The following is a 25,131-nucleotide window of genomic DNA, read 5'->3' as shown; positions in this document are numbered from 1 at the left end:
TTAATAGGCAACCGAAGGCAACCACGTAGCCAGCGCAGGCCACAGGAACACAAGCGCGAGGCCCGTCAACTGCAACAGAACAAACGGTATCACGCCACGATAGATGTGCATCAGGCTAATCTCCTTGGGGGCGACACCCTTAAGATAAAACAGCGCAAATCCAACCGGCGGCGTCAGGAACGATGTCTGCAACGTGACGGCCACAAGGATCACGAACCACACCAGCGATGGCTCATCAATGACCCCAAATCCCGGAATGTCCATGCCCAGCCCATTTACGATGGGGCGCATCAGCGGCAGAACAATCAACGTGATCTCGATCCAGTCCAGCACGAACCCAAGCAGGAACACGATGAACAGGATGAACATGATTGTACCCGTTGGCCCAAGCCCTGTCGAACCAATCATGTGCTCAATCAACTCATCCCCACCCAGTTCGCGCAGAACATAGGAGAAAACGGTGGCGCCAAGGAAAATCGCAAAGATGTAAGCGGTCGTGTTGAAGGTCGAAACCAACACATTTACCAGTTTCTTAAAGGTCAACTTGCGATAGCCCAGCGCCAGCAATGTTGCGCCCAATGCGCCAATGCCCGAAGCTTCGGTTGGAGTGGCAAGACCTCCAAAGATCGAACCGAGAACCGCAAGGATAAGACCAAGCGTCGGCAAAACCGCGATCAGAACAGCTTTTACTGCTTTCCAATCCGGCGATTTGGCATCCCTTGGAACAGGTGCCACGTCCGGTTTGATAAGCGCGATGATGAAAATGTAAGTCAGGTACAAGCCACCGATAATCACACCGGGGAACACCGCCGCCATAAACAGGTCTCCGACAGACAATGCCATCTGGTCGGCCATGATCACCAACATGATCGACGGTGGAATCAGAATGCCCAGCGTGCCCGAGGCAGAGACAACACCGGCAGCCAATGTGGGGGAGTATTTCTGCTCCATCATTGAGGGGAGGGAGAGGACCCCCAACAAAACCACAGAGGCGCCGATGATGCCGGTTGATGCGGCCAATATGATGCCGATCATCGTAACCGTGATGGCCAGGCCACCACGGGTCTTGCCAAACAGACGCTGCATTGCGGTCATCAGTTTTTCGGCCACACCGGATTCGTCCAACATCAGGCCCATAAAGATGAACATCGGCAATGCCACCAAAACCGCATTGGACATGGTCGCATAAACCCGGTTCACCACAGCGCCCAGCGTCAGGTAATCAAGACCGGTAAAGGTTTCCTCTAACCCGGTCCAATTCATCATCCCGTTGTCAAACAGATACGCCAACCCGCAATAGGCAACGCCCACCCCGGCCAGCGTCCATGCCACCGGAAACCCGGTGAACAACAACGCGATAAAGGTCAGGAACATTGCGACGACCAGCTTTTCCTCGGTGGTTTCCACAAGGAATGTCAACGCGGTCGCAACAACAGCGAACCCGATCATCGCCACCACGATCATCCGCAGTCCGCGACCCTGCCGTTCGAATTCGTAGTTGGCCAGCAACGCGTGCCCATCATGGATCAACCGCGCCAATGCACCAAGCGCCAGCAACACAAACGACGCTGGAATCACAGCTTTCAACGCCCAGCGCGCCGGAAGACCGGTCGGACTGCTTGAGCGTTCATTCACCCGCAGGCTTTCATAGAAATAGTCATATCCCTGATCAATCATCAGGTAGATGAACGGCACCAACAGCGTCAGAATGCCAATCACTTCGATAACGCGCTGCGACCGACGGCTCAGCTGCATATGCAACACGTCAACGCGCACATGGCTATCCGTCACCAGCGCATAGGAAATGCCCACCATCGTGACGAGCCCGTAAAAATGCCACTGGATCTCATCCAGCTTGGGAAAATTCTGGTTGGCCAGATAGCGAAACGAAACTTGCGCAACAATTGCTGTAATCAGCAAAATATTGGCCCACATCACGACTTGGCCGATGGCTTTTACCGTCTTATCCAGACCAACAGCAAATGCCTGTGTGTCGGTCTCTGGATGCTCCAGAATATCTTCATAGACCTGAATTGGGTCGTCGTTGCGTGTGTCTTGATTTACCATGGTCCCCTCCCGGTGTCTGGCGCGACAGCGGCACAGACCTAAATCTTTCAGAAAAATGAGTTAGAAAACTTCGAAGTCAGGTGGCAACCCGCGCCGCCACCTGAAGCGTCTTAGACTTACTTGCGCGGCAGGAAGGCGTTCTGCTTCCAAAGCTCATAGCCCTCGCGGAAAGCAGTCATGTCCGTCAAAACCTTGTCAAAGAACGGATCCGCTGCGGCTTCTTCTGCGGCAACTTCGCCCCATGTTTCTTTGAACACGGCCAGCATCTCGGGCGACCACTGCTTGATGATCACGCCATTGTTTTCAACGTTGTCTTTCAGAACGTCGTGTTGGATGGCCTCGCCTTCTGCAAAGCTGTCTGTCATTGAGCTGCGGCAAGCGTTTGTAATAATCGCCTGATGCTGCTCAGACGCTTCGTTCCAAACATCTTTGTTAATCAACAGCTCAAACACGGTCGCTTGCTGGTGCCAACCGGGGAAGTAGTTGTATTTGACCAGCTTGTGGAAACCCAACCGTGCGTCGATCGCAGGCATCGAGAATTCGGTCGCATCAATTGCGCCTTTTTCCAGCGCGGGGAAGATTTCACCACCGGGCAACAGCGATGTTGCAACGCCCAGCTTCTGCATGACTTTGCCACCCAGACCAAAGAACCGCATTTTCAGACCCTGCAGGTCTTCAGGCGAGTTGATCTCCTTTGCGAACCAGCCAGATGTCTCAGGCGCGATGATGGCACAAGGCAGCACGTGCACGTTAAAGCCTGCCTGATCGTACATCTCCTGATACAGCGTCATGCCGTTACCATAGTAAAGCCAAGCCATGTATTCGCCCGCTTCGGGGCCAAACGGCACAGCCGAGAACAAAGGTGCTGCAGGGATTTTTCCGGCCCAGTATCCGGCGGTTGTGTAGCCCGAGTTAATCTTGCCCGAAGACACTGCATCAAGAATTTCAAACGGCGGAACCAGCTTGCCCGGCTCATACACTTTCATCTTGATGGTACCGCCAGACATCAGGCCCAGCTGTTCGGCAACGCGTGGAATTGGGCTTCCCAGACCGGGCAATGCGGTCGAGAACGCAATGGGTGTTTTCAGCAGAATCTTGTCTGCGGCCAGTGTCGCGGTGGCCGACAACATTGTCGCGGCGACGGCAAGGCTTGTGACGATTGATTTCATTCGAGGTCTCCTCCTATGGCAAATCGAGCCAGTTCTTCGGTGAAGGGGCCAGTTCTGAATGGAACCAAACATCGAACTCTCCCCTGATCGATGAAGTGGTTCATAAAGTTTACCATATCTCAAAGTCAACAATTATTGTAACCACTCCTGTAGAATACACTGAGAATAGACGCCTGCCTCCCTGCCTAGACCAAAAGCACAAAATTTCCTTTTTGTGAATTTTTTTACTTTTATATGTTTAATTACAATACTTTGTTAAATCGCGCTATGCGCCGATCAAGGTACGATCTTCAAATTTTCAGGATTTCTAAAATAGGATAACTAATTTTACCATGATAGCGATCACATCATCCACACTGCAAAATCATTTTGAATATGATTCCATCCATGGTAAATGATAGACCCCACCAATCAGGAGGAGGCTGACCAAGTGTTGAATGCTGTTTTTACACCGATTGATCACACATCCGTGGTCGACTCGATTGTCTCCCAGATTGAAACACTGATCCTGAACGGCATTCTGCGCGACGGGGGCCGGTTGCCGTCTGAACGCGATCTGGCGGAACAAATGGGCGTGTCCCGCCCCAAGGTGCGCGAGGCGCTGAAGCTTCTTGAGGAAAACGATCTCATACTGGCGCGCCACGGTGAAGGCACGTTTGTGGCCCCGCTGGTAGGATCTGCCATGTCCCCGGCGTTGATTGCCCTCTATGCACGCCATCAGGACGCCTTTAATTCGTACCTTGAGTTTCGTATCGAACAAGAAAGCTTTGCCGCCAACCTCGCTGCCACACGCGCCACCAAAGCCGACAAAGAAATTCTGACACGCGTTATGGAAGACCTTGAAGCCGCGCATCTGGCAGATGACAGCCAGGCCTCGCAAGATGCCGATATTCGTTTTCACTCTGCGATCATCGACGCCAGCCACAATTCGCTTTTGGTGCACACCATGTCATCGATTTATGCCCTGACGCGGCAAAACCTGTTTTATAACCGCTCGTTTTTGCGTTCGATTGACGGAACCGGACAACAGCTTCTGGCACAACACCGGGAAATCTTTGAGGCAATCAAAGCTGGCAACCCGGAACGCGCCGCAACCGCCGCGCGCGACCATATCGAATTTGTGCAGCGTTCTTACGTCGAAGAACAATCACGGGCACAGCGCGATCAGGTCGCATCTCAACGGCTGGCGCTGTTATAGTCGGCACAATGTAAGGGCTATCAAACGAACCCGGCTAAACGATCCAAAAACCAATATGCTGACACCGCGCCAATGCCATAGGCCAATACGATGGCCACTGGTGCACCCGGCGTCACTGCGTTTTTGACAAGCCTGGGAACCACGCGCCGCAACAATTCCGCCAAAACAAACACGCACGCCACAAAGGCAAGCTGCCCAGCCTCTACACCCAGATTGAACGACAACAGCGCAAGCGGCACATCCCCCTGTGGCAGACCAATTTCACCAAGCGCACCGGCAAAACCAAACCCGTGCAAAAGCCCAAATGAAAACGACACGATCCACGGATAACGTTCGGACACACGCGGGGAGCCCGCCTGCCGCTTGACCAGCTCAGTTGCCAAAAACATGATCGACAGAGCAATGATCGCCTCGACCGGAGCCGACGGCAGCGCCACCAACCCCAACGTTGCCGCAGCCAACGTGATACTATGCGCCACGGTGAACGCCGTGATAGCGCCAATCAAGCGCCATCGGTCCGGAATCAACAGCAACAGCGCAAAGACAAACAACAGGTGATCAATCCCGTCCAGAATGTGATCAAACCCCAAAGTCAGATATGCCCACAGGACCTCGGCCCAGCCGGTTGTGACCGAAAGAACAAACCCCGTCTCATCCGGCACCAGCCGCTTGGTCGCAACGTCGCCCGCCACCAACTCATAGCGCACCAGCACATCTGTCTGCGTCAGCTCAAGTCCCTGAATGACCAGCGCGCTGTCTTGCATCCCGTTGGAACAGCGTGTCACCCATTGCGTTGTCCATGCACTGCCGTCAAAGCGCGGCGACGGCCCCTGCCGCATCTCGCAATCCTCGGGCAGTACCGCGTCAATCGCCATCGGGCGCCCCTGAACATCAGGTCGGCTCCAAAACACACGCCATGTGTTCTCAGACATTGGCTTCAGCTCAAGATACCCGGGTTCCAGCGCATGCGCATGCGCAGACCCTGCCTGTACCCAAAAGGCCATGACCAGGGTGAGACAAAGCGCAATTAACCTCATTTCAAAGCGGCCTGAATGTCGGCTTCAGACGGAAGCGTGATCGAATAATTCTGGCGCATGGCTTTGACTTGCTGGTTGGCGAACTTGGTTTCGGTTTCAAGCCGCCAGTCTTCACGAACCTTTTCCATGACGGTCTCAAATTCTGGCACCGTGTCGGCGTTTCGTTCTGTAATCCAGACAAGGTGCACCCCAAATCCAGACCGCACCGGCCCTGCCCACGCGCCCTCTTTGGCAGTCGCCAATCCTTGATAGAATCCGTTCCCAAAGGCAGTATCGACTTGCGTTGCCGTTGCCGGGCCCAGCGATGAGGGCAACATGGCAGATCGGCCAATCGTATCCGGGTCCGCGCCGCCAGTTAACGTGGCAAGAGCCAGTTCCACCTCGGCCTCAGACGGGGCCTCCCCCAGAAAAACCTGCACAAAGGAAATTGTGCCATCAATCGTATATTTTTCGGCATTCAGATCATAATATGCGCGCAGGTCTTTTTCGGTAGGCTGAACAGACGCCGCAGCGGACGCTGCCAGAAAATTCATCTTTTGTGTCAACCGCTGTCGAATGATGGCGTCTCCCGCATCCAGCGACATAGCCCGCGCTTCACGCACCAGAACTTCCTCATCAACAAACGATTCTGCGAACTTATGCAGTTCTTCCGCCGTCGGCGGTCGCTGGCGTACCCCTGTAAATCGCGCCACAAAGCGGTCCAGGTTCTGTTTTGAAACAGTGATTTCATCCATTTCCGGCGTCGGCTCTTTGTCTTGCAGCGCAAAATACACCGCAAAGATCAACAGCCCCATGGCCAGAAAATGTATCAAAGGCTCTTTCAGAAATTGTCGCATCCGGACATCGCTCCACGCCGCTTACTTAGGTGTATAGAACCTTGCCTGCGTCCGAGTTTCAAACCGATTTTACTCAATCGCTGGCACGTGGTCATCTTTGTCGCGCGCCTGTTGTTTCTCCAGACAGTTCGGCAATTGATTTGACATGCTCAACCCGCCGGTTGGACGTGCATCCCTATCTGAAGCAGTATCAGATGGCGTAAAATGACACAGACGCAATACCGACGTTGCACCGACGTCATGCCGAAGCCCCAAAATACATGATTTGCCCCCTTGGCAAATCCCATGTATGACAGCGCCTTGATCAAGGGCGCGCGAGTCATGACACAACATAAATCCGAACTTCTCATGCCTGCGGGCAACCTCAGAAAACTCAAGATGGCGGTTCTTTACGGAGCCGATGCCGTCTATCTGGGCACACCTGATTTGTCCCTCAGAACCAAGTCTGAGTTCTCATTGGAAGAGGTCATCGAAGGCGTTGAGTTCTGCCACGCCCACGGTCGGCGCGCCTATTTGACTCTGAACTTGTTCAGCCATAACAAAGACATACCCAAGCTGGACGAATACATTGATACAGTCCGCAAGGTAAAGCCAGACGGGTTGATCATTTCGGACCCGGGCGTCTTTCAGTTCGTCCGCGAACGCGCCCCGGAAATCCCGCTGCACGTGTCCACACAGGCCAATATCGCATCCTGGCTGACCACGCAGTTCTGGCAATCCCAAGGTGCTGACCTTGTGGTTCTGGCCCGCGAAGTGTCGTTTCCCGAATTGGAAGAAATCCGCGAAAAATGCCCTGATATCAAGCTGGAAGCCTTTGTTCACGGCGCCATGTGCATGACCTATTCAGGCCGTTGCCTGCTGTCGAATTTCATGGCCGAGCGCGGCGCGAACCAAGGCAATTGTGCAAATTCCTGCCGGTGGAACTACAAGTTCCACATGCGTCTCAAAGACGGCACCGTTCAGGAATTGATCGTCGACGAAGACAACCTGCACATGTTCGAATTCCTATTAGAGGAAGGCGTCCGCCCCGGGGAATTCTTGCCCATTCAGGAAGACGAACGCGGCAGTTATATATTGAATTCCAAAGACTTGTGCCTGATGCCCAAACTTGATGACTATCTGCGCATCGGCGTAGACAGCCTGAAAGTCGAGGGGCGCGGCAAGTCGGAATACTATGCCGCCATTGTAGCACGTGCCTATCGCGCGGCCATCGATGACTACTATGCCGATCCCGAAAACTGGAATGCAGCCGACTATATGGAAGAGTTGGGCACTGTCGGAAATCGCGGCTATACGCTTGCTTTCCACAAGGGGCGTCTGACCAATCTGTCGCACGGATATGAACAGACCCAGGCCATTGCCCAATGGGAATATGCCGGCGTCGTCACCGAAGTAAGAGACGACGCATTCTACGTCGAAGTCAAAAACAAGCTTGAGCCCGGCGACGTGATCGAAATCGTGTCACCCGTGGCGCGCAACACAGTCTTGTTGCGTGGATATGATTATGAAATCGCCGCCACAAGCGAACGCAAAGACGTGATCCACGGGTCGACCAAATCGGTGATCCGCCTGCCATTTTCTCTTTTCGAACAAGAAGATATCGGCGATCTGCGACGCAACTTTCCGCCTTTGTCCGTGCTGCGCAAAGAACGCGCGCTGACAGAAGAACAATGGAAGCGTCTACAGCTGGACAAAACCACGCTGGCCATGGAGATCAAGGACACGCAAAGCGAAACGGCGTATCAACGTCGTCGCGACGCGCTGGTTGAAGCCATTGATGCCGACGCCAACACGCGCCGGTTCAAGACGAACCGAAAAGGCACCGAAGGCTGTTGTGGCAAAGGGTGCAACGGATGTCTGATTTTCTGGCAAGACGACATGTACGCCCATGCCCGCGAGGTTCTGAAACAACGCAAACAGGGCGCCATGCTGTCCCGCGCGGAAGCCGCTGAATTCAAGCTCCCAGCGGCTGAATAGTCAGGTCCGGTAAAAACAATACCGGTCCGGGGCAACAGTCTCGGGCCCACGAACCTGTTCAAATCCAACCAGCGGTTGCCCGGAAACCAATACTCCGCCCGGCAACATGCATTTGGCAATGATCGGAGACAAACGCGCCGCTTCAGCGATGTCTTTCTCTTTGTTTCCAAAGCCAAAATCGTAGTGTGCAAGTGCGATGCATGCGCCATTTCCTGCGAGTTTGCGCAACATATCCTCGGCTTCACCTTGCAGGAAATCCTGTTCCGGCGGCACGCAGGATGGATGACATTGCAATATGCGATCGATTACCCAAATCCGGCGATCTGACGCAATTTCGCGCAGATGATCATAGGTGCGCCCATTGCCCAATCCCATGTCCACGATACCCCCTTTGACGCCGTTTACCTGTTCGTAGCCCCATTCAAGACCGTCCCGCTGGGCGGCCAGTCGGCGCATCATGCTGTCCAAACGGCTCATGCAGTGTCCTTTCTGTCGTGACGAAAGAGCGTCAATGGCCCCTCGCACATTTCAGTCATAAATTGGCGCGAAAACTCCCAGATATCATCATCATGCACAAGGTGATGTGTCAGATATCCCAAGGGTTCCGCATTGTCCGCAAGACCCAGTCGACGGTCTCGCAGCAAAGTGACGATCTGTGACACCAGTGTCTCTGGCGGCACGAGCCCCCGCGTGCCCCGCCAGAAAATGGGATCGATATGTGTATTGATCATTTCCAGCCCCGGAACCGGCGCCTTGTCCTTGCGCGGCGCATAGGTTGAAACAGCGGAAAATCCGGCAGATTTCAGGATCGGCAACACGTCGGTATCCAGTCGGTTCCACGGCGGTACAAACATTCTGGAAAACGCATCGCCGAAAATGTCCTGCATGCGGGCGATTCCTGCGGTCAGTTCTTTTTTCACTTCGCCCGGATCACGCCCAATCCCAAATTCGGCATTTTTCGCGCCGTCCGGTGCAGTGTTGCGATGTGTCCAGCCGTGCATCACAGGAATGAACGCGGTGCCCATTTGCCCCGCGAGCAGGTCAGACGCGAGTTTGGGAATGACGGCAAGATGCACAGTCACGCCAGTTTCGCAGGACAGCGCGCCAAGCTTTTCGAGCGCTGCTGTCGGCTCAATCGCATCGTCATCGCGCCACCAAAACGGCAGCGCAAGCCGGTCGCGGCGCCATTGGGCAAGTTCCGAGCGAAGGGCGCTCCAGTCGATATTCAAGTCAGGGCCCCTTGCAGCATTCGCTCAACAATGTTCACCGTCTGCGCCGCTCCGTCCATCTTTAGCCCATCAGTTTTACGTCGCCCCTGTTTCGTCACCCGCGCAACAGCCTCGGCCATGCTGACAGGGTTCATATCCGATGACGCGAGCACCTCGGCAGATGGCAATGACGCCAAAGAATGAGACCGCAGGGTTTGTTCAACTTCGCCGCCGTCGTCAAACGGCACCATCACTGCGGGCAAACCGGTTTGCAAAAGATCCAGCGCGGTATTGTATCCACACATGCTGACCGAGGCGGCAGCGCCTGTCAGCATCTCGCGAAAATCCGGGCGCACCGCTTCGATGGTTACGTCCAAGTTACCTGCCAGTTCCTTGAGCGCGGCAATGCGAGCGTCGCGATCTGCCCCCCCAACCAACAAGTGCCAGTGCAAAGGCGAGCGCGCAGCAGCCTGTAACGCGCATTCGAACATGGCCTGCCCGACCGATCCGCCACCTGCGCTCACCAATACTTCGCCGGTTCCATCACCGCGCGGGTGTTTACCGGCCGGAAAAGGCGCGACATATCCGGTGTAGTTCAAAAATTGTTCCAACCGGTTGGACACCGGCCAGCTTTCTTGCAGGCGGGTGATATTCTGGTCCGAATGCACAAGCACACCGTCATAGAAATCGATCAGGATCTCGTCGGCGCGCGTAGCCTTGGCTGGCTTTGAGGGCGGCGCAAGGATGTCTCTGATCGACGACAGGATGAGCGGTCGGTTGGGTAACTCACGGGCCGCTTCCAGCAATGCCAGGAACTCTGCCGACAGCGCGCGCCGTCCAAAAGGGAACAGTTCCGTGATCAACACATCGGGACAAGTTTCCCGCAAGGCCGCCACCATTTGGTCGGCGCGGCGCTCAAGATAGCCCATCCCGGCCGGGGCGCCATCCTCATCCAGCAATCGGGTAAAATTGGTGCCATCTGACGCCAGCGAAGGGGCCTGAACCAGCGAAAACCCGGTCATATCCAGATGCGGTGCCGCCCGTCCGCCCGAGAGAACAGACACGTCATGCCCTGCGTTGGAAAACGCTCGCGCCAATGTAACCGCCCGGGACAGGTGCCCTGCCCCCAACAGATGCGTGACGGCGATCATAACTTTCATGTGTCGAGCGTCCGCAGCCTGACAATATCCGGGTCCGCGACACGCATCTCTCCATTGTCGAGTTCAACAACAAAAAGCCGATTGCGTTTGATACGGAATGGCGCGGGTCCAAGGAAATCCCAACCGTAGGCTTTTGCAAGAACGATCCGCATCGTTCCAATGTGGCACACGGAAATGCAATCATTTCGCAGCGATTGCAGCCATGGCTCCAGACGCGCCCAGACATCGGCCGGGCTTTCGCCATCTGGCGGGCAATAGGACCAGCCCCAGTTTTCAATGTCCCGAAAACCAGAATTTGGGTCACTTTTCAGGTCGACGCCCTTAAGACCTTCCCACTTGCCCCAATCCATTTCGATCAGTTCGGGCACAATAACCGGCGATCGTCCGGACACGATGGATGCGGTTTCAAACGCCCGATCCAGCGGGCTGCTGTAAAGGTCAACGTCCTGCCAGCCCGGCGGCAGACCGAACCCACGCAAATCTTGGCGCGCCTGATCGTCCAATGGGATATCGGTGCGCCCTTGTATCTGGCCCGCGCGGTTCCACGCAGTATGCCCATGGCGCATCATTGCAAATCGGATCATGTTGCCTCCGGTATCAGGGGGGCCAACGCGCCCCACAGTATGTCGCGCGCGGCCCCAATCAAATGGGTTTTGGCTATCATGGCATGTGCCTCGTGCGCGCGGTGTTTATGGTGATTGGGGTCATTCAACAAGCGCTGCAACTCTTGAGCAAGCGCGGTATCGTCGTCCGGCGGAAACACGCCTTCTGGATGTACGACGTCGCGCACACCATACCTGTCTTCGGCCACGACCGGAACACCGGCGGACTGTGCTTCCAGATACACCATGCCAAATGCCTCGTTCACGCCAGGCCACAGGAACGCCCGTGCACGCGCATAGGCAGCTTGAACGCCTGCCGCATCCAATTGACCCAAAAAAGTAACCCGCTTGCCCAGTGGCGACATGAGCGTTTCGACATCCGAGCGTGCAGGGCCGTCACCTGCAATTTCGACGCGCCAGTCACCGTCCCCAAGTCGCATCAAAATTTCCGCCGCCCGTTTATAAGAGGCCAGCTTGTCGCCCGGACGCATCATACCAACAAGCAGGATAATCGGTTCGGATTGCGTCTGAGGGGCTTTAGCTTCGGCCTGTCTGTTCAGGAATGGCGGCAGGTGCACAAGGTTTTGGTGTGGTCGCAAATGTTCGCGTAGCGCGACAGCGTCGCGTTCTGTCAGGTAAAACAACACATCCGCCCGGTCACAAACCCCTGCGGCGCGCCTTTCGAAATCAGCCCACGGCCCGGACAACCGCTTGGACGCCCGCGTGGCCTCGATCACCGCATAGGGGATATCCAGCGCGTCACACACATCCGGCCCGATTAAATCGGGGGCCTTGTAATAGCTGTGATAGGTCACCCACGCGTCCCAGCCGCCACGCGCGACCAATGCAGCTGTTTCGGCCCTGGCCGATGTCACGAGAGCATTTTGTTGGGTCTGCGATCCCGCCTTTTCCAGGCTGCGGAATTCCGATACAAGATCGATCTGATGTCCGTCAGACTGCAATGCGGCCATCAGGTTTCTGGCCATTTCACGTTCACCCGACGGCACCGGGTGATTGGGTGACTTCAAAGGCGCATAGAAAGCTATTCGGGCCATGACGTTTAGCCTTGCATCAAGGTCTGCAAACGCGTGTCCAGTTGGCGAATGCCCGGGGCCATCAGGAAATGCGCGGTCAGCCGGTCATATGCGGCGAGCGACAGTGTTTCCCGCCGAGCCGGATCACGCGCCAATGCCTCAATTGCGCGCGCCAGTTCCACCGGCTCATCATCTGACAAAATACCGTGTTCGCCATTTGTGATAAATTCGGGGATGGCGGACACGGGCGTCGACAAGAGGCACAGCTTTTGCGAAGCCGCCTCCATCAACACATTGGGCAACCCGTCGCGATCCCCGTCGTCTGCGATTCGGCTAGGCAGCACGAACACATCCGAGAGGCGCATGGCCTCGATAACTTCCGGCTGGTCGCAGGCACCGCGCCAGATAATACGATCTCCAACACCCAGCTTGTCGGCCCGAGACTTCAAGGCATCGCCCAGCTCACCGCCGCCAATATGCTGCCATTGCCAATTCAGATCAGCGGGCAATAACGCAAACGCGTCCAAAAGCCGGTCGAACCCCTTTTTTTCCACCAGCCGACCAACAGACAGCAACCGAATGGTCTCGGACACAGGCTTGTCTTCGGGAGGCTCAGGAAACCGTGACAGATCAAGGCCGTGATAAATCAGTTCGACGCGATCAGGCGTGTCCGCAAGGTCCTGAAGGTGGCGCGCACCTACGCCCGTGCACGTGGCCAGAAACTGTGCGCCATAACTCGACTCTTGCAGCTTTTCACGCTTTTCCCATTCGGGTGACGTCCAGATGTCTTTGGCATGCGCAGAAACCGCCCACGACATTCCACGCATGATCGCAGCGTAGCGTGCGACAGACGCGGGCGTGTGCATGAAATGCGCATATAGCGCTGCGGTGTCTTCACTCAACTCTGACGCCAGAACACAAGCCTGCCCAAAACGGCGCACCCTGTTTCGCGTCTTGTCTCGCGCAAAATCCTTGCGCCACGTCGAAAACGCCGCTGCAAACTTCCGATTGAAGAGGCAGGACGTCACGCCACGCAACACGCGCCAAGGTTCCTGATGCAGGTATTCCGGCAAATAGAAAACGGTTGCCTTTAGGCGGTCATGCAGTGGGTGCCGCTTTTTGTCGGTCGGGAACCGCAAAGACCACAATTCCAGCGCGTACCCGGCGTCTTCCAGCGCAACGAGTTCCTGCGCAATAAAAGTCTCTGACAGGCGCGGCCATCCTTTGACGACCACCGCCAAACGCTTTTTATGAGAAGTCATGCGACGCCTTGAGACTTTTTCAAACCCAGCATGTCCAGCGTCCGGGCCGACACAAAGTCCAGGCCATCCAATAGCCCCGGAACAAAGGCAGATGACGGGTGCGGCTGGGTTGGAAGCGCCCGAATAGCCTTGATCATCGCCTCGGGCGTGTCGCCGTCGCGTTGTTTGTCCAACATCCGCAACAAGCCAAGGTTTTCTGCACGGCTGGCCCTGATGTATTGTTCCAAACGCGGACGGGTGCGCGGCACGATAACCGCTGGTTTGTCAAATGACAGCACTTCGCAGAACGTGTTGTACCCGCCCATGCAAACGATGCCCTGAGCCCCGGCAAACAGGTTTTCCATACGGCTGTCAAAACCAACGGCCCGCACGCGGCCATTCAGGTTGGCAACCCGTGTCTCAAATTCGGAACGTTGCACACCAGAGAGGAACGGGCCGTAGACCAAAACCGCGTCCGGGTTCAGATCGGGATCGCGCTCATAGGCTGATAAAACCAGATCAACCATGCTGGCGCCATCGCCACCACCCCCGGGTGTGATCAGAATGTAAGGCTCAAACGGAACTTCACCTTCGGCAAGTTCTTCGCGCCGAAGATAGCCAGTGAATTTCATGCGTGATCTGAAGGAAGCTGACAGGTTCAAGCCGGCCGTCGGATCACAAATCGAGCGCAGCCCATAAACCCACGCTTCATCGTAATACGTTTCTGCCGCTTCAAGCGCGCCTTTGCGGTCCCATTCTGCGGCCAGAACCGACGGGTCGTCCAAAACATCCCGCAGCCCCAGAATGATCTGCGTCTTTCGATTAGACTTTAGCCATTCCAGCGCAGGAAGCAGTTCGCCCCGAAACCCGGTTGGTTCCTTGTCGACAATCAGAATATCAGGATCGAAGTGTTCCACCGTCGCCTTGACCAGTCCGGCCCGCAGTTCGGTGGTTTCATCAATGTGAAGCCCAAGACGTTCGGACAAATAATCGCCGTCCTGCGTTTTCGTCACACCCGGCAGGCGAATGTGATCAACCCGCTCGGGAAACGTGAAACGACCGGCAACCGGCGATCCGGTCAGGATAAGCGCCGAGATGCGATCGTCGGCTTGCGTAATCGCGCTGGCCAAAGCTCGCGATCGGCGCAAGTGGCCCAAACCAAATGTATCATGACTGTAAAACAGAACACGCGGCGACAATTGCCGCGCCTTGTCACCCGTCATGGAAATAGCTTCAGACAATCCGTCGCCTCGCATTTCGCTCACCTACAATCGCAAATCCGACTCGGATTTGGCGAGAACCCCTTTGATATCGTAAAGCAAAGCGCCCGGCTTTCCGAGTGCTCTTATTGCCTCGCTGCCCATGTCCGTAAATTCGGAATGCGCCACGGCAATCACGATGCCGTCATATGTGCCCGTTTCAGGCTCAGAAATTACCGAAATGCCATATTCTCTGGCGACATCCGCTTTATGCACATGCGGGTCCCAGACATGAACCTCTGCCGAATAGCTTTGCAGTTCGTCAACAATATCAGCAACCCGTGTATTGCGCGTATCCGCACAGTTTTCTTTGAATGTCAGCCCCATCACCAGCACGCGCGACCGGGCCGGGTTGTCTTTGCGGGCCAGCATAGCCTTGATGAGTTCCTGCGCCACATGACGCCCCATGTCATCGTTGATCCGACGTCCGGCAAGGATAACTTCGGGGTGATACCCAAGCTGTTCCGCGCGATAGGTCAGGTAGTAGGGATCAACACCGATGCAGTGCCCCCCAACCAAACCCGGACGGAACGGTAGAAAATTCCATTTGGTTCCGGCGGCCTCCAGCACCTCAAGTGTATCGAGGTTCATCCGTGAAAAAATCAAAGCGAACTCGTTCACCAAAGCGATGTTCAGATCGCGTTGGGTGTTTTCAATCACCTTGGCCGCTTCGGCGGTTTTGATCGAACTGGCGCGATGCAATCCAGCTTTGACCACCGGCGCATAGATCGCTTCGACCCGGTCCAGCGTTGTGTCATCTTGCGCCGCAATCACCTTGATGACGCTTTCCAGGGAATGTTCCGCATCACCGGGGTTCACCCGCTCGGGTGAATAGGCAAGTTTGAAATCCCCGTAGGCTTTCAATCCGCTGGATGCTTCCAAAACCGGACCGCAAACCTCTTCGGTTACGCCCGGATAAACCGTAGATTCCAAAATGACCAAATCGCCAGCGCTCAGAACCGGCGCGATGGTTTCACAGGCAGACCGGACTGGGGTCAGGTCCGGGGCCTTGGCATCCGTGATCGGTGTCGGAACCGAGATTATATAGGCCGACGCGGCCTCCAGATCCGCAGTGTTGCTCGAAAAAGTGGCACCGCTTTCGCTCAGCGATTGAGACGACACTTCGCCATTTCGGTCACGCCCTTCCTGCAAGGCCTGAACGTGCCGTGTATCGGTGTCGAAGCCGACAACGTCAAACCCTGCGCGCGCAAGGGCCAGTGCCAAAGGCAGACCCACATATCCCAGACCAAGAATGGCGATTTTTTCCAGTTTCGATTGGCTCACGATATCAATGCTCCACAGAGTCAGTCCGCCCGTTCAGCCCCTGTTCCGCTACAGAAGATGGTAGGCATTGTCACGCCCAAACCAAGCAAAAACCGACGACATGCGACAAGGCAATCATGCTGTTTAATTTCCGATACACATTTTCGGTCACATTTGTATGTGGGATTGCGATTTGCCGGGACTACAAAGTCGCGGTAGAGGTTCTTAACCAACAAGGAATATCTACCAAATGATCCGCCAAATCCTGCTCGCTTTGATCACGGTTTCATATCTGCTGCCCCTTCACGCAGCAGCGGCGCAGGACGCCACCACGACCGAAGATCCGGCGATTGCCAAAATCGTTCAGGAAGCGGCCGAAAACGGGATGAATGTCATTATCCTGGACGCAAACGGTACCGCTGTATCGACAACAGCCGGAACCAATGAGTCAACCGATCCTGATGAAGGCACGGGCGAACAAAAATCCGCACTTATGCGGGCACAATCGGAAGTCGATGATTTCCGAGAGGTTCTGTCGGAACGGTTGGACGCGCTGCCGGCATCGGTCATCGAAGTGTTGTTTATTCTACGCGCCTCCAGCCCGGACGGAACGATTTTTGCCTTTACCAAGATACTGGTATTTATGTTGATTTACTTCACTATCGGCATGTTTTTTGAACGTTTTATCTATGGACCGAAGCTGGCCGCGCGATTTGTTATTCCGCTGATCAAGGAAAACCCACAGGGCTATTCTCAGAAGCTTCCCTTTCTCGTCGTGCGCTTCATTGCAGGCCTTATCGGCGTCGCGATTACGATGACAATTGCTTTTGTTCTTGGGCTCGCAATCCATGGTCCGGCGGACGATACGGCGGTTCGCTTCACAATCGTGTCGATCAACGCGGCTTATGCTTTGTGTCGCGTTGTATCGCTCGCGTGGCGCCTGATCCTTTCGCCCTACCTGCCCCAGTACCGTATCCCGGCACTTTCGACCAAGGACGCCAAGCGTCTGCACAACTGGGTGTTTATCCTTGCGATTATGGACATCTTCACGACTGTGTTTGGTGATTGGCTCAAAGAGCTGGGGTTGAACTACGACGTTTACGCGATCATGTCCCTGTTTCTTGCCACACTTGTCGCGCTGGCAAATATTGCCATGGTGCTCGCCAATAAACGGCCGATTTCCAATGCGATGCGCAATGGGCGCCCGCTTGAGAATGTCACGTTTGCCACCCGTCTGGTAAGCACTTTGTGGGTGCCACTCTCTATTGCCTATATCATCTACGGTTCAGCCGAACTGGCCTTTGATCTGGTCCTTGGGCAACCGACGTCGATCCCGTTGATCGCCGGAGCGTATTTCGTATTGATGTCGACGATCGTCGTCTATGCCACAATCAACTATGGCATCGAGCGGTATTTTGCCCGGACTCGCAACATTCAGGAGATGAATGAAGCCGCAGAGGCACTGCGCGAAACTGTGGAAGAAGACGGTATCCTGAGCGAAGATCAGGAGGATAAGCTGGAGGAAATCGAGCGCCATCTGGATCACCGCCGGATCAATACATTCGAGGATCTGGCACGTCGCGTGTCCGGAATTATTGCCATTGTAGCAGGGCTTTACGCCGCTTTGCGGATATTTGGCGCGCAGGACGTGATGAGCCAATCAAGCATGGCATCTGACCGGTTTTTGGATGTCGCCGGGATCATTTTCATTGGCTACATCGTGTTTCATGTCTTTCGTATCTGGATCGACACAAAAATTCGCGAAGAACAGGGCGACGAGATGGAAGAGGCTGAGCTTGGCGACGAAGGCGGCGCCAATGGGGCAAGTCGTCTGGCGACGCTGTTGCCATTGTTCCGGTCTTTTATTCTGTTGGTGATCATCGTCACTATTGTGCTGATTGTATTGCTGGAACTGGGCGTGAATGTCAGCCCGTTGTTTGCCGGTGCCGGTGTGGTTGGCCTGGCCGTCGGGTTTGGCGCGCAATCGCTAGTCAGGGATATCTTTTCCGGTGCGTTTTTCCTGTTTGATGACGCATTCCGCAAAGGCGAATATATCGATATCGGATCGGTGAAGGGCACTGTGGAAAAGATCTCGGTACGCTCGTTTCAACTGCGCCATCACCTTGGGCCGCTGCACACAATTCCGTTTGGGGAAATCCAGTTTCTGACAAACTATTCAAGGGATTGGGTGATCATGAAGCTTCCTTTGCGTGTGACCTATGACACGGATGTCGAACACGTACGCAAACTGATCAAGAAGCTGGGCGTTGAGCTGTTGGATGATCCGGTGATCGGTCACAACTTTATCCAGCCTCTTAAGTCACAGGGTGTGGTTGAGATGCAGGATTCCGCGATGATCATTCGCGTCAAGTTCATGACAAAACCGGGCGATCAGTGGTTGGTGCGCAAGAAAGTGTTCCAGGACATCCGTGATCTGTTTGAGCGGGAAGGTATTCATTTTGCGCACCGCGAAGTGACCGTGCGTCTGGCGGAAGGCAAGACCGAAGACCTGTCTGATCCGCAACGCAAAGCGCTGACCGGCGCCGTACAGGCGGCCATTGAAGAAGAAGATTTGATGGATGACGCAGGCGGCGACGACCGCTAGCCGCGGGAGTGATTGAGCGCCAGGAGTTTCATCCAAAACCGGGATCGGTTTGGCCTCGGCAGCACGTCGGTATTGCGTCAGTGGAGACTGTTGCGTGAATCGGTGGCGTCGGCAGAGGTGGTCGCGGAAAATCGGACCGGACGTTAAGGTGGATCGCACGATGAAAGTGATGATCCAGAATGAAGAAACGAAAGAACCATTCACCTGAGTTTAAGGCCAAGGTTGCGCTTGAAGCGATCCGCGAGGAGATGACGCTTGCGGAACTTTCCAAGAAGTATGGCGTCCATCCGACCCAGATCGGGACGTGGAAACGTGCGGCGATAGAAAACATGGCGACGACCTTTACCCGCAAAGGTTCAGCGCCCGAGCCGGTGAGTGCGGCTGATGTTGACAAGCTACATTCCAAGATTGGCCAGCTTGTTGTGGAACGGGATTTTTTAGCCGAAGCCTCGCACCAGTTGCTCGGGACGCGCCCCTCTCGTGACCTTGCCTATGGCAAGGCACTGCCGGTCAACGGGACAAAAAATGGTGAGCCGGGATCATAAGTTAAGCTTGCGTAAACAGTGCGAACTGTTGCAGCTGTCGCGGTCGCGGCTTTACTATCAGCCTGTCGGAGAAAGTGCCGAGAACCAGCGGTTCATGGAAATAATCGACAAGAAATTCTTGGAAACGCCTTGGTATGGATCGCGTCAGATGGCTCGGTACATGAAGCGCAATAATCACCCATGTGGCCGCCACCGTGTCCGCCGGTTGATGCGTCTTATGCGTTTGGTACCGATCTATCAGGAGCCCAACACAAGCAAGAAGCACCCGCAGCACAAGATCTGGCCATATCTGCTGAGGAACGTTGTGTGTCTGACGTCAGCCCCTGCTGGACAGATTTGAGCATTTGAACAACGGAGGATTTCTGGTTCATCTTATCGATTAGGAGATTGAGATGACGAAGAAGCCTACCACATCGAAAGATGCCGCCGACAAGTTGGTTAAGAACATCCGGCGCAAGACACGGCAAAGCTATTCAGCGGAGGAGAAGATCCGCATTGTATTGGCAGGTCTGCGTGGCGAGGAAAGTATTTCTGTGTTGTGCCGTCGTGAGGGGATCGCTGAGGGCCTGTATTATAGCTGGTCTATGGAATTCCTTGAGGCAGGCAAGCGACGTCTGTCTGGGGACACTGCGCGTCAGGCGACGTCGCCAGAAGTGAAGGAGCTGCGTTCAGAGTCGCTGGCATTGAAAGAATGTGTGGCGGATCTGACTCTTGAAAACCGGCTGCTCAAAAAAAGCATGACAGGAAATGGGGAATACGAGGAATGAGGTATCCAGCATCCGAGAAGCTTGAGATCATCCGCACCGTCGAGGGCTCACACCTGCCAGTTAAACAGACGCTTGATATGCTGTGCATTCCGCGCAGCACGTTTTATCGGCCCCTCTCATCGATTGCTTTGCAATCGACTGCCGGTCAACGGGATACGATCTTTATCTCGATGGTGGTCTGGACGCGTTGGCCGATCATTCGCCGCGTCCCAAGTCTGTCTGGAACCGTATCCCAGACGTCAGGCGCGATGATTTGATCGAGTTTGCATTGGAGCACGAGGCGTTGTCGACACGCGAGCTTGCCGTCAAATACACGGATGAGAAGCGGTATTTTGTCTCTGAATCATCAGCTTACCGCATTCTAAAAGCAGCTGACCTGATCACTGCGCCTGATTACGTGGTGATCAAGGCTGCTGACGAGTTCACGGACAAAACCACTGCCATCAACGAGATGTGGCAGACAGACTTTACTTACTTCAAAATCATCGGCTGGGGCTGGTATTATCTGAGCACGATCTTGGACGATTACAGCCGCTACATCATCGCGTGGAAGCTCTGCACAAACATGCGCGCTGAGGACGTGACAGATACAATCGAACTGGCACTGACGGCATCGGGTTGCGACCAGGCTGTCGTGCGTCACAAACCTCGTCTGCTGAGTGACAACGGCTCCTGCTATATCTCGGTTGATTTGGCTGAATGGCTGGAAGGCCAGAAATTGAAGCATGTCCGTGGCGCACCATTCCATCCGCAAACGCAAGGCAAGATCCCTCTCGTGACATTGCTACGCAATGCACTGCCGGGCAGTGGAACGCTGGCATCAGACCATGAAGAACCGTGTTCTGCTGGAAAACTATTACTTGCCCGGAGATCTCGAACGCCAGATCGGGGCTTTTGTCGAGTATTACAACAACCAGCGCTACCACGAGAGCCTGAACAACGTCACACCCGCTGACGTCTACTTCGGGCGCGACAAAGCTATTCTAAGGGAAAGGGAGAAGATCAAAAAACAGACGATCCCCCTCTCGGGATCATGCTGCGCATAACCCTGCCGGGCAGTGAACAACGCCGCTTGCAACATCAAAAACAAGCAGCATAATCAATCACACGAAAGAACCAGAGCCTCCTGTGCTCAAGCCGATCTGATGTCCAACTTTATTTGACGACGGACAAGGTTGGGCATCCTGAAAACGCTTGATGTGCATGTGTCTCATCCCAGAATTTGCTAAAAAAGACGGTCGCCGGTTTCCCGGCGGCCAGTCAGGGAGGTTTAGAATTCTGCGCCGTCGTCGATGCGGAAGTTCTGACCCTTATCGATCATCGCTACGAGGCGGATGATGCAGCCGTCGCCGCGGTCCCAGTTCCAAGGGAAAAACGCGAAAGTGCAGCGTTTGCCGGTCACCGCGTCCAGATCGCCGCCAACGTTCTCGATACCCATGATGCCGTTCTTGAACAGGATTTGGTGTACCGGTTCCCAATCCGGGAAGTCGTCTTTCCAGTCGTTGCCGCCGGACCATTCCTTATATTCCTCTTCCAAATGTGGAAGCAGAGGGCCATTCCTTTGCGGGCCGATCGCGGTCGCAAGCGGGTGATCATTTGCTTGCGTATCATGGCCGACGACCTTGACGCCCTTTTCAACCATCCATTCGCCAGCAGAAGCTACAAAACCGGGGCAATACGCAAAGTAGTCGCCATCTTCGTAGTCATGGTGCCAACCGGTGTTAATGATCAGAACATCGCCCTTACGGATCACGTGGCCGCAAGCTTTTTCAAGATCCTCGCCGGTAATTGGCTCCCATTTTTTCTTTGGCAAAGACACTACGATGCCAGAGCCAAAGAAATGTGGCAGCGGCACCTCGTCGATAAAGGGCGTGCCCTGCACGACGTGGGCCGGTGCGTCGATGTGTGTGGTCGCGTGCATGGTGGTGGTGATCCGCTGGCTCAGAACACCCGATTTAGCCATATAGTGGATACGCTCGATCTTGGTATCTTCAAAATAGGGCCAGTTCGGGTTCTGAAATCCAAAACGGTGGCTGAGGTTGTAAAACTCCAGCCCCATGTCATTGTCAGTGTTTCCCTGAAACTCAATCCCGCGTACTTTGACCATCTTTGAGCTTCCTCCATTGTGCTTGCCTTGATTCCGGGCACCCCGACTGCACTTGATTTCAGTGTTTTCAGGCTGCCCGTCTGACTAATGAAAAGTTTATGACTTGAAGCATTATATCAGTCCAATACCTATTAGTTACGCCTCCATATCATTCTGATATGAATAGATTTCTGCTTCCAAGGTGCCGGGTGATGTTGAAGTGCAATATGTCTGGCGTTTCCTGCGGGTATTAAAGATCGACCTCGCCAGTTCACACCAGCTGGACGAAGGCGCACTTAGTCCGTACTTTACCAGTTCAAGCGCGGAGTAGCGAAAGTCTGGTTCAGGGTTTTTCGATCACGCGTTGATCATGCCGAAGGAGTTCAGGGAGACTGTTGCGTCTGTGTGGATCGATCCACGGTTTATCGCTGGGTTCTGAAGTTCGGACCTGAACTGAACAGACGGACCGAGACACATTTGCGGCGCACCAGCTTCGATTGGCATTTGGACGAGACCTACATCCGCGTCGACGGACAGTGGCGCTATCTTTGGCGCGCTGTGGATACGAACGATCAGATGTTCGACTTTGAGCGGGATAGAGACCATCAAAACAATCAAACGCGGCCACATCTATCACAAGAAACGAGGTGTTCAGGGTGAAATCCAGTTTATCTATCAGCCATTTGCAGGGGCATGATCCAGCGCAGCAGCCCCTCCCAACGCGGCATCAGCGATTAATGCCAGTCCCCGTCAGTGTCATTGGCAAGGATCTATTGCAACAACAGGGCAGAAGGGGGCCAAGCCCCCCGTCGCCTTGCGGCGCCGTCCCCCGGAGTATTTTTGGCAAAATGAAGCCCGGGGATCGGCGCATGCTGATCTGATGCGTGTTGGGATCAGATCAGCTGCGGTTTGGGTCAAGCGCATCGCGCAGGCCGTCGCCAAAGAAGTTGAATGCCAGCACGACCACCACAATGGGCAACATTGGAATCGCCGTCCATGGGTAGATTTCGATCGAGGCGAGGTTCTGGGCGTCGTTCAGCATCACCCCCCAACTCACCGCAGGCGCCCGCAGGCCGAGGCCAAGGAAAGACAGCGCCGTTTCACCAAGGATCATCGCCGGGATCGACAAAGTTGCCGAAGCGATCAGGTGGCTGAGGAAATTGGGCAGCAGGTGGCGTCGGATCACACGACCCGGTTTTGCGCCCATCATTTCGGCGGCGCGTACAAATTCTTCTTCTCTGAGCGACAAGAATTTAGAGCGCACTGCACGCGCCAAACCGGGCCAATCCAGAATCCCGAGAATGATAGAGATGATGAAGAACACCGAGACCGGTCCCCAATGCGACGGCACCGCCGCCGACAGCGCCAGCCAGAGCGGCAGTTCCGGCAGGCTGCGCAGAATTTCGATCACACGGTTGATGACCCAGTCAAGGAAGCCGCCAAAATAGCCCGCGATAGATCCGAGCACGATACCAATCACAAAGGACACTGTGATGCCCACGAGACCAACTGTCAGAGACAATTGCGCGCCATAGAGAATGCGCGAGAACACATCCCGTCCCAGCCGGTCTGATCCCCACAAAAACGCTGTGGCGCCTTCGGGGGCGCAGAACAGGTGGGTGTCAGATTTGATGAACCCGGCAAGGTGGTACTCTCCGCCCTTACAGAAAAATTCCAGCTTGGCCGGCGTGGACCTGTCCGCGACGTATTCCCACGAAAAGCTTTCCAGGTTCATCTGGGCTTCGGTTTCGTAGACAAACGGACCGACAAAGCTGCCTTCGTGGAAGAAATGCACGACCTGCGGCGGGTGATAGAGATAATCCTCAAGCCGTTCATTCGGCGTATAAGGCGAAATGAACCCGGCAAAGGGCAACATCAGATAGGACAGGATCAGGAAGAGACCCGAAAACAACGCCAGCCGGTGTTTGACAAAGCGGCGCAACATGAGGACCGTATTAGAGGCGTCCAGATCGGCGTTGCGCGCCTCGGCGCCCATTTCGCGTTCATAGGGTTTGTCGTCAACAAAACGTCCGTCAGGCAGAATGGTCATTTCGCACGCCCTCCGAACCGAATGCGGGGATCAAGCAGCGCCAGCAGCACATCGGATATGAGTGTACCAATCAGGGTGAGCAGCGCCACGAACATCAGGACAAATGCCGATAAGAAGAGATCCTGCGATTTCAGCGCGGTCAGCAGGACCGGCCCGATGGTTTGCAGGCCCAACACCACGGACACCAGAACCGAACCCGAAACCAACGAGGGCAGCAATGTTCCGATATCAGCGACAAACGGGTTGAAGGCCACGCGCAGGGGATATTTCATCAACATTGAGCTTTCGCGCATGCCCTTGGCGCGGGCGGTTTCGACGTAGGGTTTGCCCAGCTCGTCCAGCAAATTGGCGCGCAGGCGTTGCATCATGCCCGCAGCACCGGAAGTCCCGATCACAAAGGTCGGGATGATCAGATGCACCAGAACCGACTTCATTTTGTCAAAGCTCATCGGTTCGCCTTCGAACCTGGGGTCCATCAGGCCACCAATGGGCAGGTTCAGGTAGCGATTCCCGTAATAGAACAGGATCAGCGCGAGCAGAAAGTTGGGCGTGGCGAGGCCAAGGTAACCAACAAGAGCAGAGGTGTAATCGATCCATGTTTTTGAGCGCGCGGCGGCGATGACGCCCAGTGGCAGGGCGATGGCGTAGATGAACAGGACCGCTGCAAGATTGACCAGAACGGTCATCCAAAGCGCGCCACCAACGAGGTCGGCCACGGGCTTGTCAAATTCGAAGGACCAGCCAAATTCGCCCTGAATGATCCCAAGGAAACCGTGTGGACCGGGCAGGAAACCCATCCAGATCATGTACTGTTTCCACAGCGGTTGATCGAGCGAGTATTCCGTGCGCAAAAACTCTGCCTTGGCGATGCCGTTGGATTGGCCGGTTGCGCGCAGCTCGTTGATCTGATTGGTAAGATAGTCCCCGGGCGGCAGGTTGATAATGGCAAAAATCAACACCGAGACCACCACAAGGGTGGCCAGCATCGTCAGTAACCGGAAGACTGCAAAGCGCAGTATAGCCATCA

The 25,131-nt window shown here is 55.0% G+C and carries 19 protein-coding genes and 2 pseudogenes; 6 read left to right on the top strand and 15 right to left on the bottom strand.

Going from position 1 to position 25,131, the window contains the following annotated elements; translation table 11 throughout:
• Both ABJI08_RS16235 and ABJI08_RS16230 read right to left on the bottom strand, forming a co-directional pair.
• Positions 1–2,067, bottom strand: coding sequence for a TRAP transporter large permease subunit (locus ABJI08_RS16235; RefSeq protein WP_348402893.1), 2,067 nt, complete (start codon positions 2,065–2,067; stop codon positions 1–3).
• A gap of 116 nt (positions 2,068–2,183) precedes the next feature.
• A complete protein-coding gene (locus ABJI08_RS16230) occupies positions 2,184–3,236 on the bottom strand; it encodes a TRAP transporter substrate-binding protein (RefSeq protein WP_348402892.1) in 1,053 nt (350 codons plus the stop codon).
• Positions 3,237–3,630: 394 nt separating this feature from the next.
• On the opposite strand from ABJI08_RS16230, the gene ABJI08_RS16225 reads away from it, so the two are divergent.
• Positions 3,631–4,434 (top strand): FadR/GntR family transcriptional regulator, encoded by an 804-nt coding sequence (locus ABJI08_RS16225; protein ID WP_348402891.1) that lies wholly within the window; start codon positions 3,631–3,633, stop codon positions 4,432–4,434.
• A 20-nt stretch (positions 4,435–4,454) separates the two neighbouring features.
• Here ABJI08_RS16225 and ABJI08_RS16220 read toward each other — a convergent pair whose 3' ends face one another.
• Both ABJI08_RS16220 and ABJI08_RS16215 read right to left on the bottom strand, forming a co-directional pair.
• Positions 4,455–5,438, bottom strand: coding sequence for a HupE/UreJ family protein (locus tag ABJI08_RS16220; RefSeq protein ID WP_348402890.1), 984 nt, complete (start codon positions 5,436–5,438; stop codon positions 4,455–4,457).
• Between the two features lie 29 nt (positions 5,439–5,467).
• Positions 5,468–6,307, bottom strand: a complete 840-nt coding sequence (locus ABJI08_RS16215) for a peptidylprolyl isomerase (RefSeq protein WP_348402889.1) — start codon at positions 6,305–6,307, stop codon at positions 5,468–5,470.
• A 321-nt stretch (positions 6,308–6,628) separates the two neighbouring features.
• Between ABJI08_RS16215 and ABJI08_RS16210 the strand changes: the two genes are divergently transcribed.
• Positions 6,629–8,284: a U32 family peptidase gene (locus tag ABJI08_RS16210; protein ID WP_348402888.1), complete on the top strand. Its 1,656-nt coding sequence runs from the start codon at positions 6,629–6,631 to the stop codon at positions 8,282–8,284.
• Here the strand turns inward: ABJI08_RS16210 and ABJI08_RS16205 are convergent, their stop codons facing one another.
• The 8 genes from ABJI08_RS16205 to ABJI08_RS16170 are packed head-to-tail and all read right to left on the bottom strand — an operon-like array spanning position 8,285 to position 16,072.
• Entirely contained in the window at positions 8,285–8,761 is a 477-nt protein-coding gene (locus ABJI08_RS16205; protein ID WP_348402887.1) for a class I SAM-dependent methyltransferase, read from the bottom strand. It lies immediately after the preceding gene.
• The gene (locus ABJI08_RS16200; protein WP_348402886.1) at positions 8,758–9,513 is read right to left on the bottom strand and encodes a polysaccharide deacetylase family protein; all 756 of its coding nucleotides are present in this window, start codon (positions 9,511–9,513) and stop codon (positions 8,758–8,760) included. Before ABJI08_RS16200 ends, ABJI08_RS16205 begins: the two co-directional genes overlap by 4 nt.
• On the bottom strand, positions 9,510–10,652 hold the full coding sequence (locus ABJI08_RS16195; protein WP_348402885.1) for a glycosyltransferase: 1,143 nt from the start codon (positions 10,650–10,652) through the stop codon (positions 9,510–9,512). Before ABJI08_RS16195 ends, ABJI08_RS16200 begins: the two co-directional genes overlap by 4 nt.
• Positions 10,649–11,236, bottom strand: coding sequence for a histidine phosphatase family protein (locus ABJI08_RS16190; RefSeq protein ID WP_348402884.1), 588 nt, complete (start codon positions 11,234–11,236; stop codon positions 10,649–10,651). The genes ABJI08_RS16195 and ABJI08_RS16190 overlap by 4 nt, the downstream gene beginning before the upstream one ends.
• Positions 11,233–12,309, bottom strand: coding sequence for a glycosyltransferase family 4 protein (locus ABJI08_RS16185; protein WP_348402883.1), 1,077 nt, complete (start codon positions 12,307–12,309; stop codon positions 11,233–11,235). The genes ABJI08_RS16190 and ABJI08_RS16185 overlap by 4 nt, the downstream gene beginning before the upstream one ends.
• 5 nt (positions 12,310–12,314) lie before the next feature.
• Positions 12,315–13,550 carry a glycosyltransferase family 4 protein gene (locus tag ABJI08_RS16180; RefSeq protein WP_348402882.1) on the bottom strand — a complete coding sequence of 412 codons (1,236 nt, stop codon included), beginning with the start codon at positions 13,548–13,550 and terminating at the stop codon, positions 12,315–12,317.
• A complete protein-coding gene (locus tag ABJI08_RS16175) occupies positions 13,547–14,752 on the bottom strand; it encodes a glycosyltransferase (RefSeq protein WP_348402913.1) in 1,206 nt (401 codons plus the stop codon). Before ABJI08_RS16175 ends, ABJI08_RS16180 begins: the two co-directional genes overlap by 4 nt.
• A 42-nt stretch (positions 14,753–14,794) precedes the next feature.
• Positions 14,795–16,072: a nucleotide sugar dehydrogenase gene (locus ABJI08_RS16170; protein WP_348402881.1), complete on the bottom strand. Its 1,278-nt coding sequence runs from the start codon at positions 16,070–16,072 to the stop codon at positions 14,795–14,797.
• Positions 16,073–16,301: 229 nt separating this feature from the next.
• Between ABJI08_RS16170 and ABJI08_RS16165 the strand changes: the two genes are divergently transcribed.
• The 3 genes and pseudogenes from ABJI08_RS16165 (at position 16,302) to ABJI08_RS16155 (ending at position 21,014) form a co-directional block, all read left to right on the top strand.
• Entirely contained in the window at positions 16,302–18,656 is a 2,355-nt protein-coding gene (locus ABJI08_RS16165) for a mechanosensitive ion channel family protein (RefSeq protein WP_348402880.1), read from the top strand.
• A 179-nt stretch (positions 18,657–18,835) separates the two neighbouring features.
• A pseudogene (locus tag ABJI08_RS16160) lies at positions 18,836–19,093 on the top strand (transposase); the annotation flags it as partial.
• Positions 19,094–19,593: 500 nt separating this feature from the next.
• Positions 19,594–21,014: pseudogene (locus tag ABJI08_RS16155) on the top strand (IS3 family transposase).
• A gap of 224 nt (positions 21,015–21,238) precedes the next feature.
• Here ABJI08_RS16155 and ABJI08_RS16150 read toward each other — a convergent pair.
• A complete protein-coding gene (locus tag ABJI08_RS16150) occupies positions 21,239–22,075 on the bottom strand; it encodes a cyclase family protein (protein ID WP_348402879.1) in 837 nt (278 codons plus the stop codon).
• 384 nt (positions 22,076–22,459) lie between these two features.
• Between ABJI08_RS16150 and ABJI08_RS16145 the strand changes: the two genes are divergently transcribed.
• Positions 22,460–22,714: a DDE-type integrase/transposase/recombinase gene (locus ABJI08_RS16145; RefSeq protein ID WP_348402878.1), complete on the top strand. Its 255-nt coding sequence runs from the start codon at positions 22,460–22,462 to the stop codon at positions 22,712–22,714.
• A 238-nt stretch (positions 22,715–22,952) separates the two neighbouring features.
• Here ABJI08_RS16145 and ABJI08_RS16140 read toward each other — a convergent pair whose 3' ends face one another.
• Together ABJI08_RS16140 and ABJI08_RS16135 are read right to left on the bottom strand one after the other, a co-directional pair.
• The gene (locus tag ABJI08_RS16140; RefSeq protein WP_348402877.1) at positions 22,953–24,104 is read right to left on the bottom strand and encodes an ABC transporter permease; all 1,152 of its coding nucleotides are present in this window, start codon (positions 24,102–24,104) and stop codon (positions 22,953–22,955) included.
• On the bottom strand, positions 24,101–25,129 hold the full coding sequence (locus ABJI08_RS16135; protein WP_348402876.1) for an ABC transporter permease: 1,029 nt from the start codon (positions 25,127–25,129) through the stop codon (positions 24,101–24,103). The genes ABJI08_RS16140 and ABJI08_RS16135 overlap by 4 nt, the downstream gene beginning before the upstream one ends.
• Between the last annotated feature and the right edge of the window lie 2 nt (positions 25,130–25,131).

Origin of the sequence: Shimia sp., assembly GCF_039969785.1 — a bacterium.
Lineage (GTDB): Bacteria > Pseudomonadota > Alphaproteobacteria > Rhodobacterales > Rhodobacteraceae > Shimia.
This window is presented reverse-complemented; position numbering and strand designations above follow the sequence as displayed.

Bases quoted from the DNA above. Each gene is read 5' to 3' on its own strand.
- ABJI08_RS16235 (WP_348402893.1), bottom strand. From the start codon at position 2,067: ATGGTAAATCAAGACACACGCAACGACGACCCAATTCAGGTCTATGAA.
- ABJI08_RS16230 (WP_348402892.1), bottom strand. From the start codon at position 3,236: ATGAAATCAATCGTCACAAGCCTTGCCGTCGCCGCGACAATGTTGTCG.
- ABJI08_RS16225 (WP_348402891.1), top strand. From the start codon at position 3,631: ATGATAGACCCCACCAATCAGGAGGAGGCTGACCAAGTGTTGAATGCT.
- ABJI08_RS16220 (WP_348402890.1), bottom strand. From the start codon at position 5,438: ATGGCCTTTTGGGTACAGGCAGGGTCTGCGCATGCGCATGCGCTGGAA.
- ABJI08_RS16215 (WP_348402889.1), bottom strand. From the start codon at position 6,307: ATGCGACAATTTCTGAAAGAGCCTTTGATACATTTTCTGGCCATGGGG.
- ABJI08_RS16210 (WP_348402888.1), top strand. From the start codon at position 6,629: ATGACACAACATAAATCCGAACTTCTCATGCCTGCGGGCAACCTCAGA.
- ABJI08_RS16205 (WP_348402887.1), bottom strand. From the start codon at position 8,761: ATGAGCCGTTTGGACAGCATGATGCGCCGACTGGCCGCCCAGCGGGAC.
- ABJI08_RS16195 (WP_348402885.1), bottom strand. From the start codon at position 10,652: ATGAAAGTTATGATCGCCGTCACGCATCTGTTGGGGGCAGGGCACCTG.
- ABJI08_RS16190 (WP_348402884.1), bottom strand. From the start codon at position 11,236: ATGATCCGATTTGCAATGATGCGCCATGGGCATACTGCGTGGAACCGC.
- ABJI08_RS16185 (WP_348402883.1), bottom strand. From the start codon at position 12,309: ATGGCCCGAATAGCTTTCTATGCGCCTTTGAAGTCACCCAATCACCCG.
- ABJI08_RS16180 (WP_348402882.1), bottom strand. From the start codon at position 13,550: ATGACTTCTCATAAAAAGCGTTTGGCGGTGGTCGTCAAAGGATGGCCG.
- ABJI08_RS16175 (WP_348402913.1), bottom strand. From the start codon at position 14,752: ATGACGGGTGACAAGGCGCGGCAATTGTCGCCGCGTGTTCTGTTTTAC.
- ABJI08_RS16165 (WP_348402880.1), top strand. From the start codon at position 16,302: ATGATCCGCCAAATCCTGCTCGCTTTGATCACGGTTTCATATCTGCTG.
- ABJI08_RS16150 (WP_348402879.1), bottom strand. From the start codon at position 22,075: ATGGTCAAAGTACGCGGGATTGAGTTTCAGGGAAACACTGACAATGAC.
- ABJI08_RS16140 (WP_348402877.1), bottom strand. From the start codon at position 24,104: ATGACCATTCTGCCTGACGGACGTTTTGTTGACGACAAACCCTATGAA.
- ABJI08_RS16135 (WP_348402876.1), bottom strand. From the start codon at position 25,129: ATGGCTATACTGCGCTTTGCAGTCTTCCGGTTACTGACGATGCTGGCC.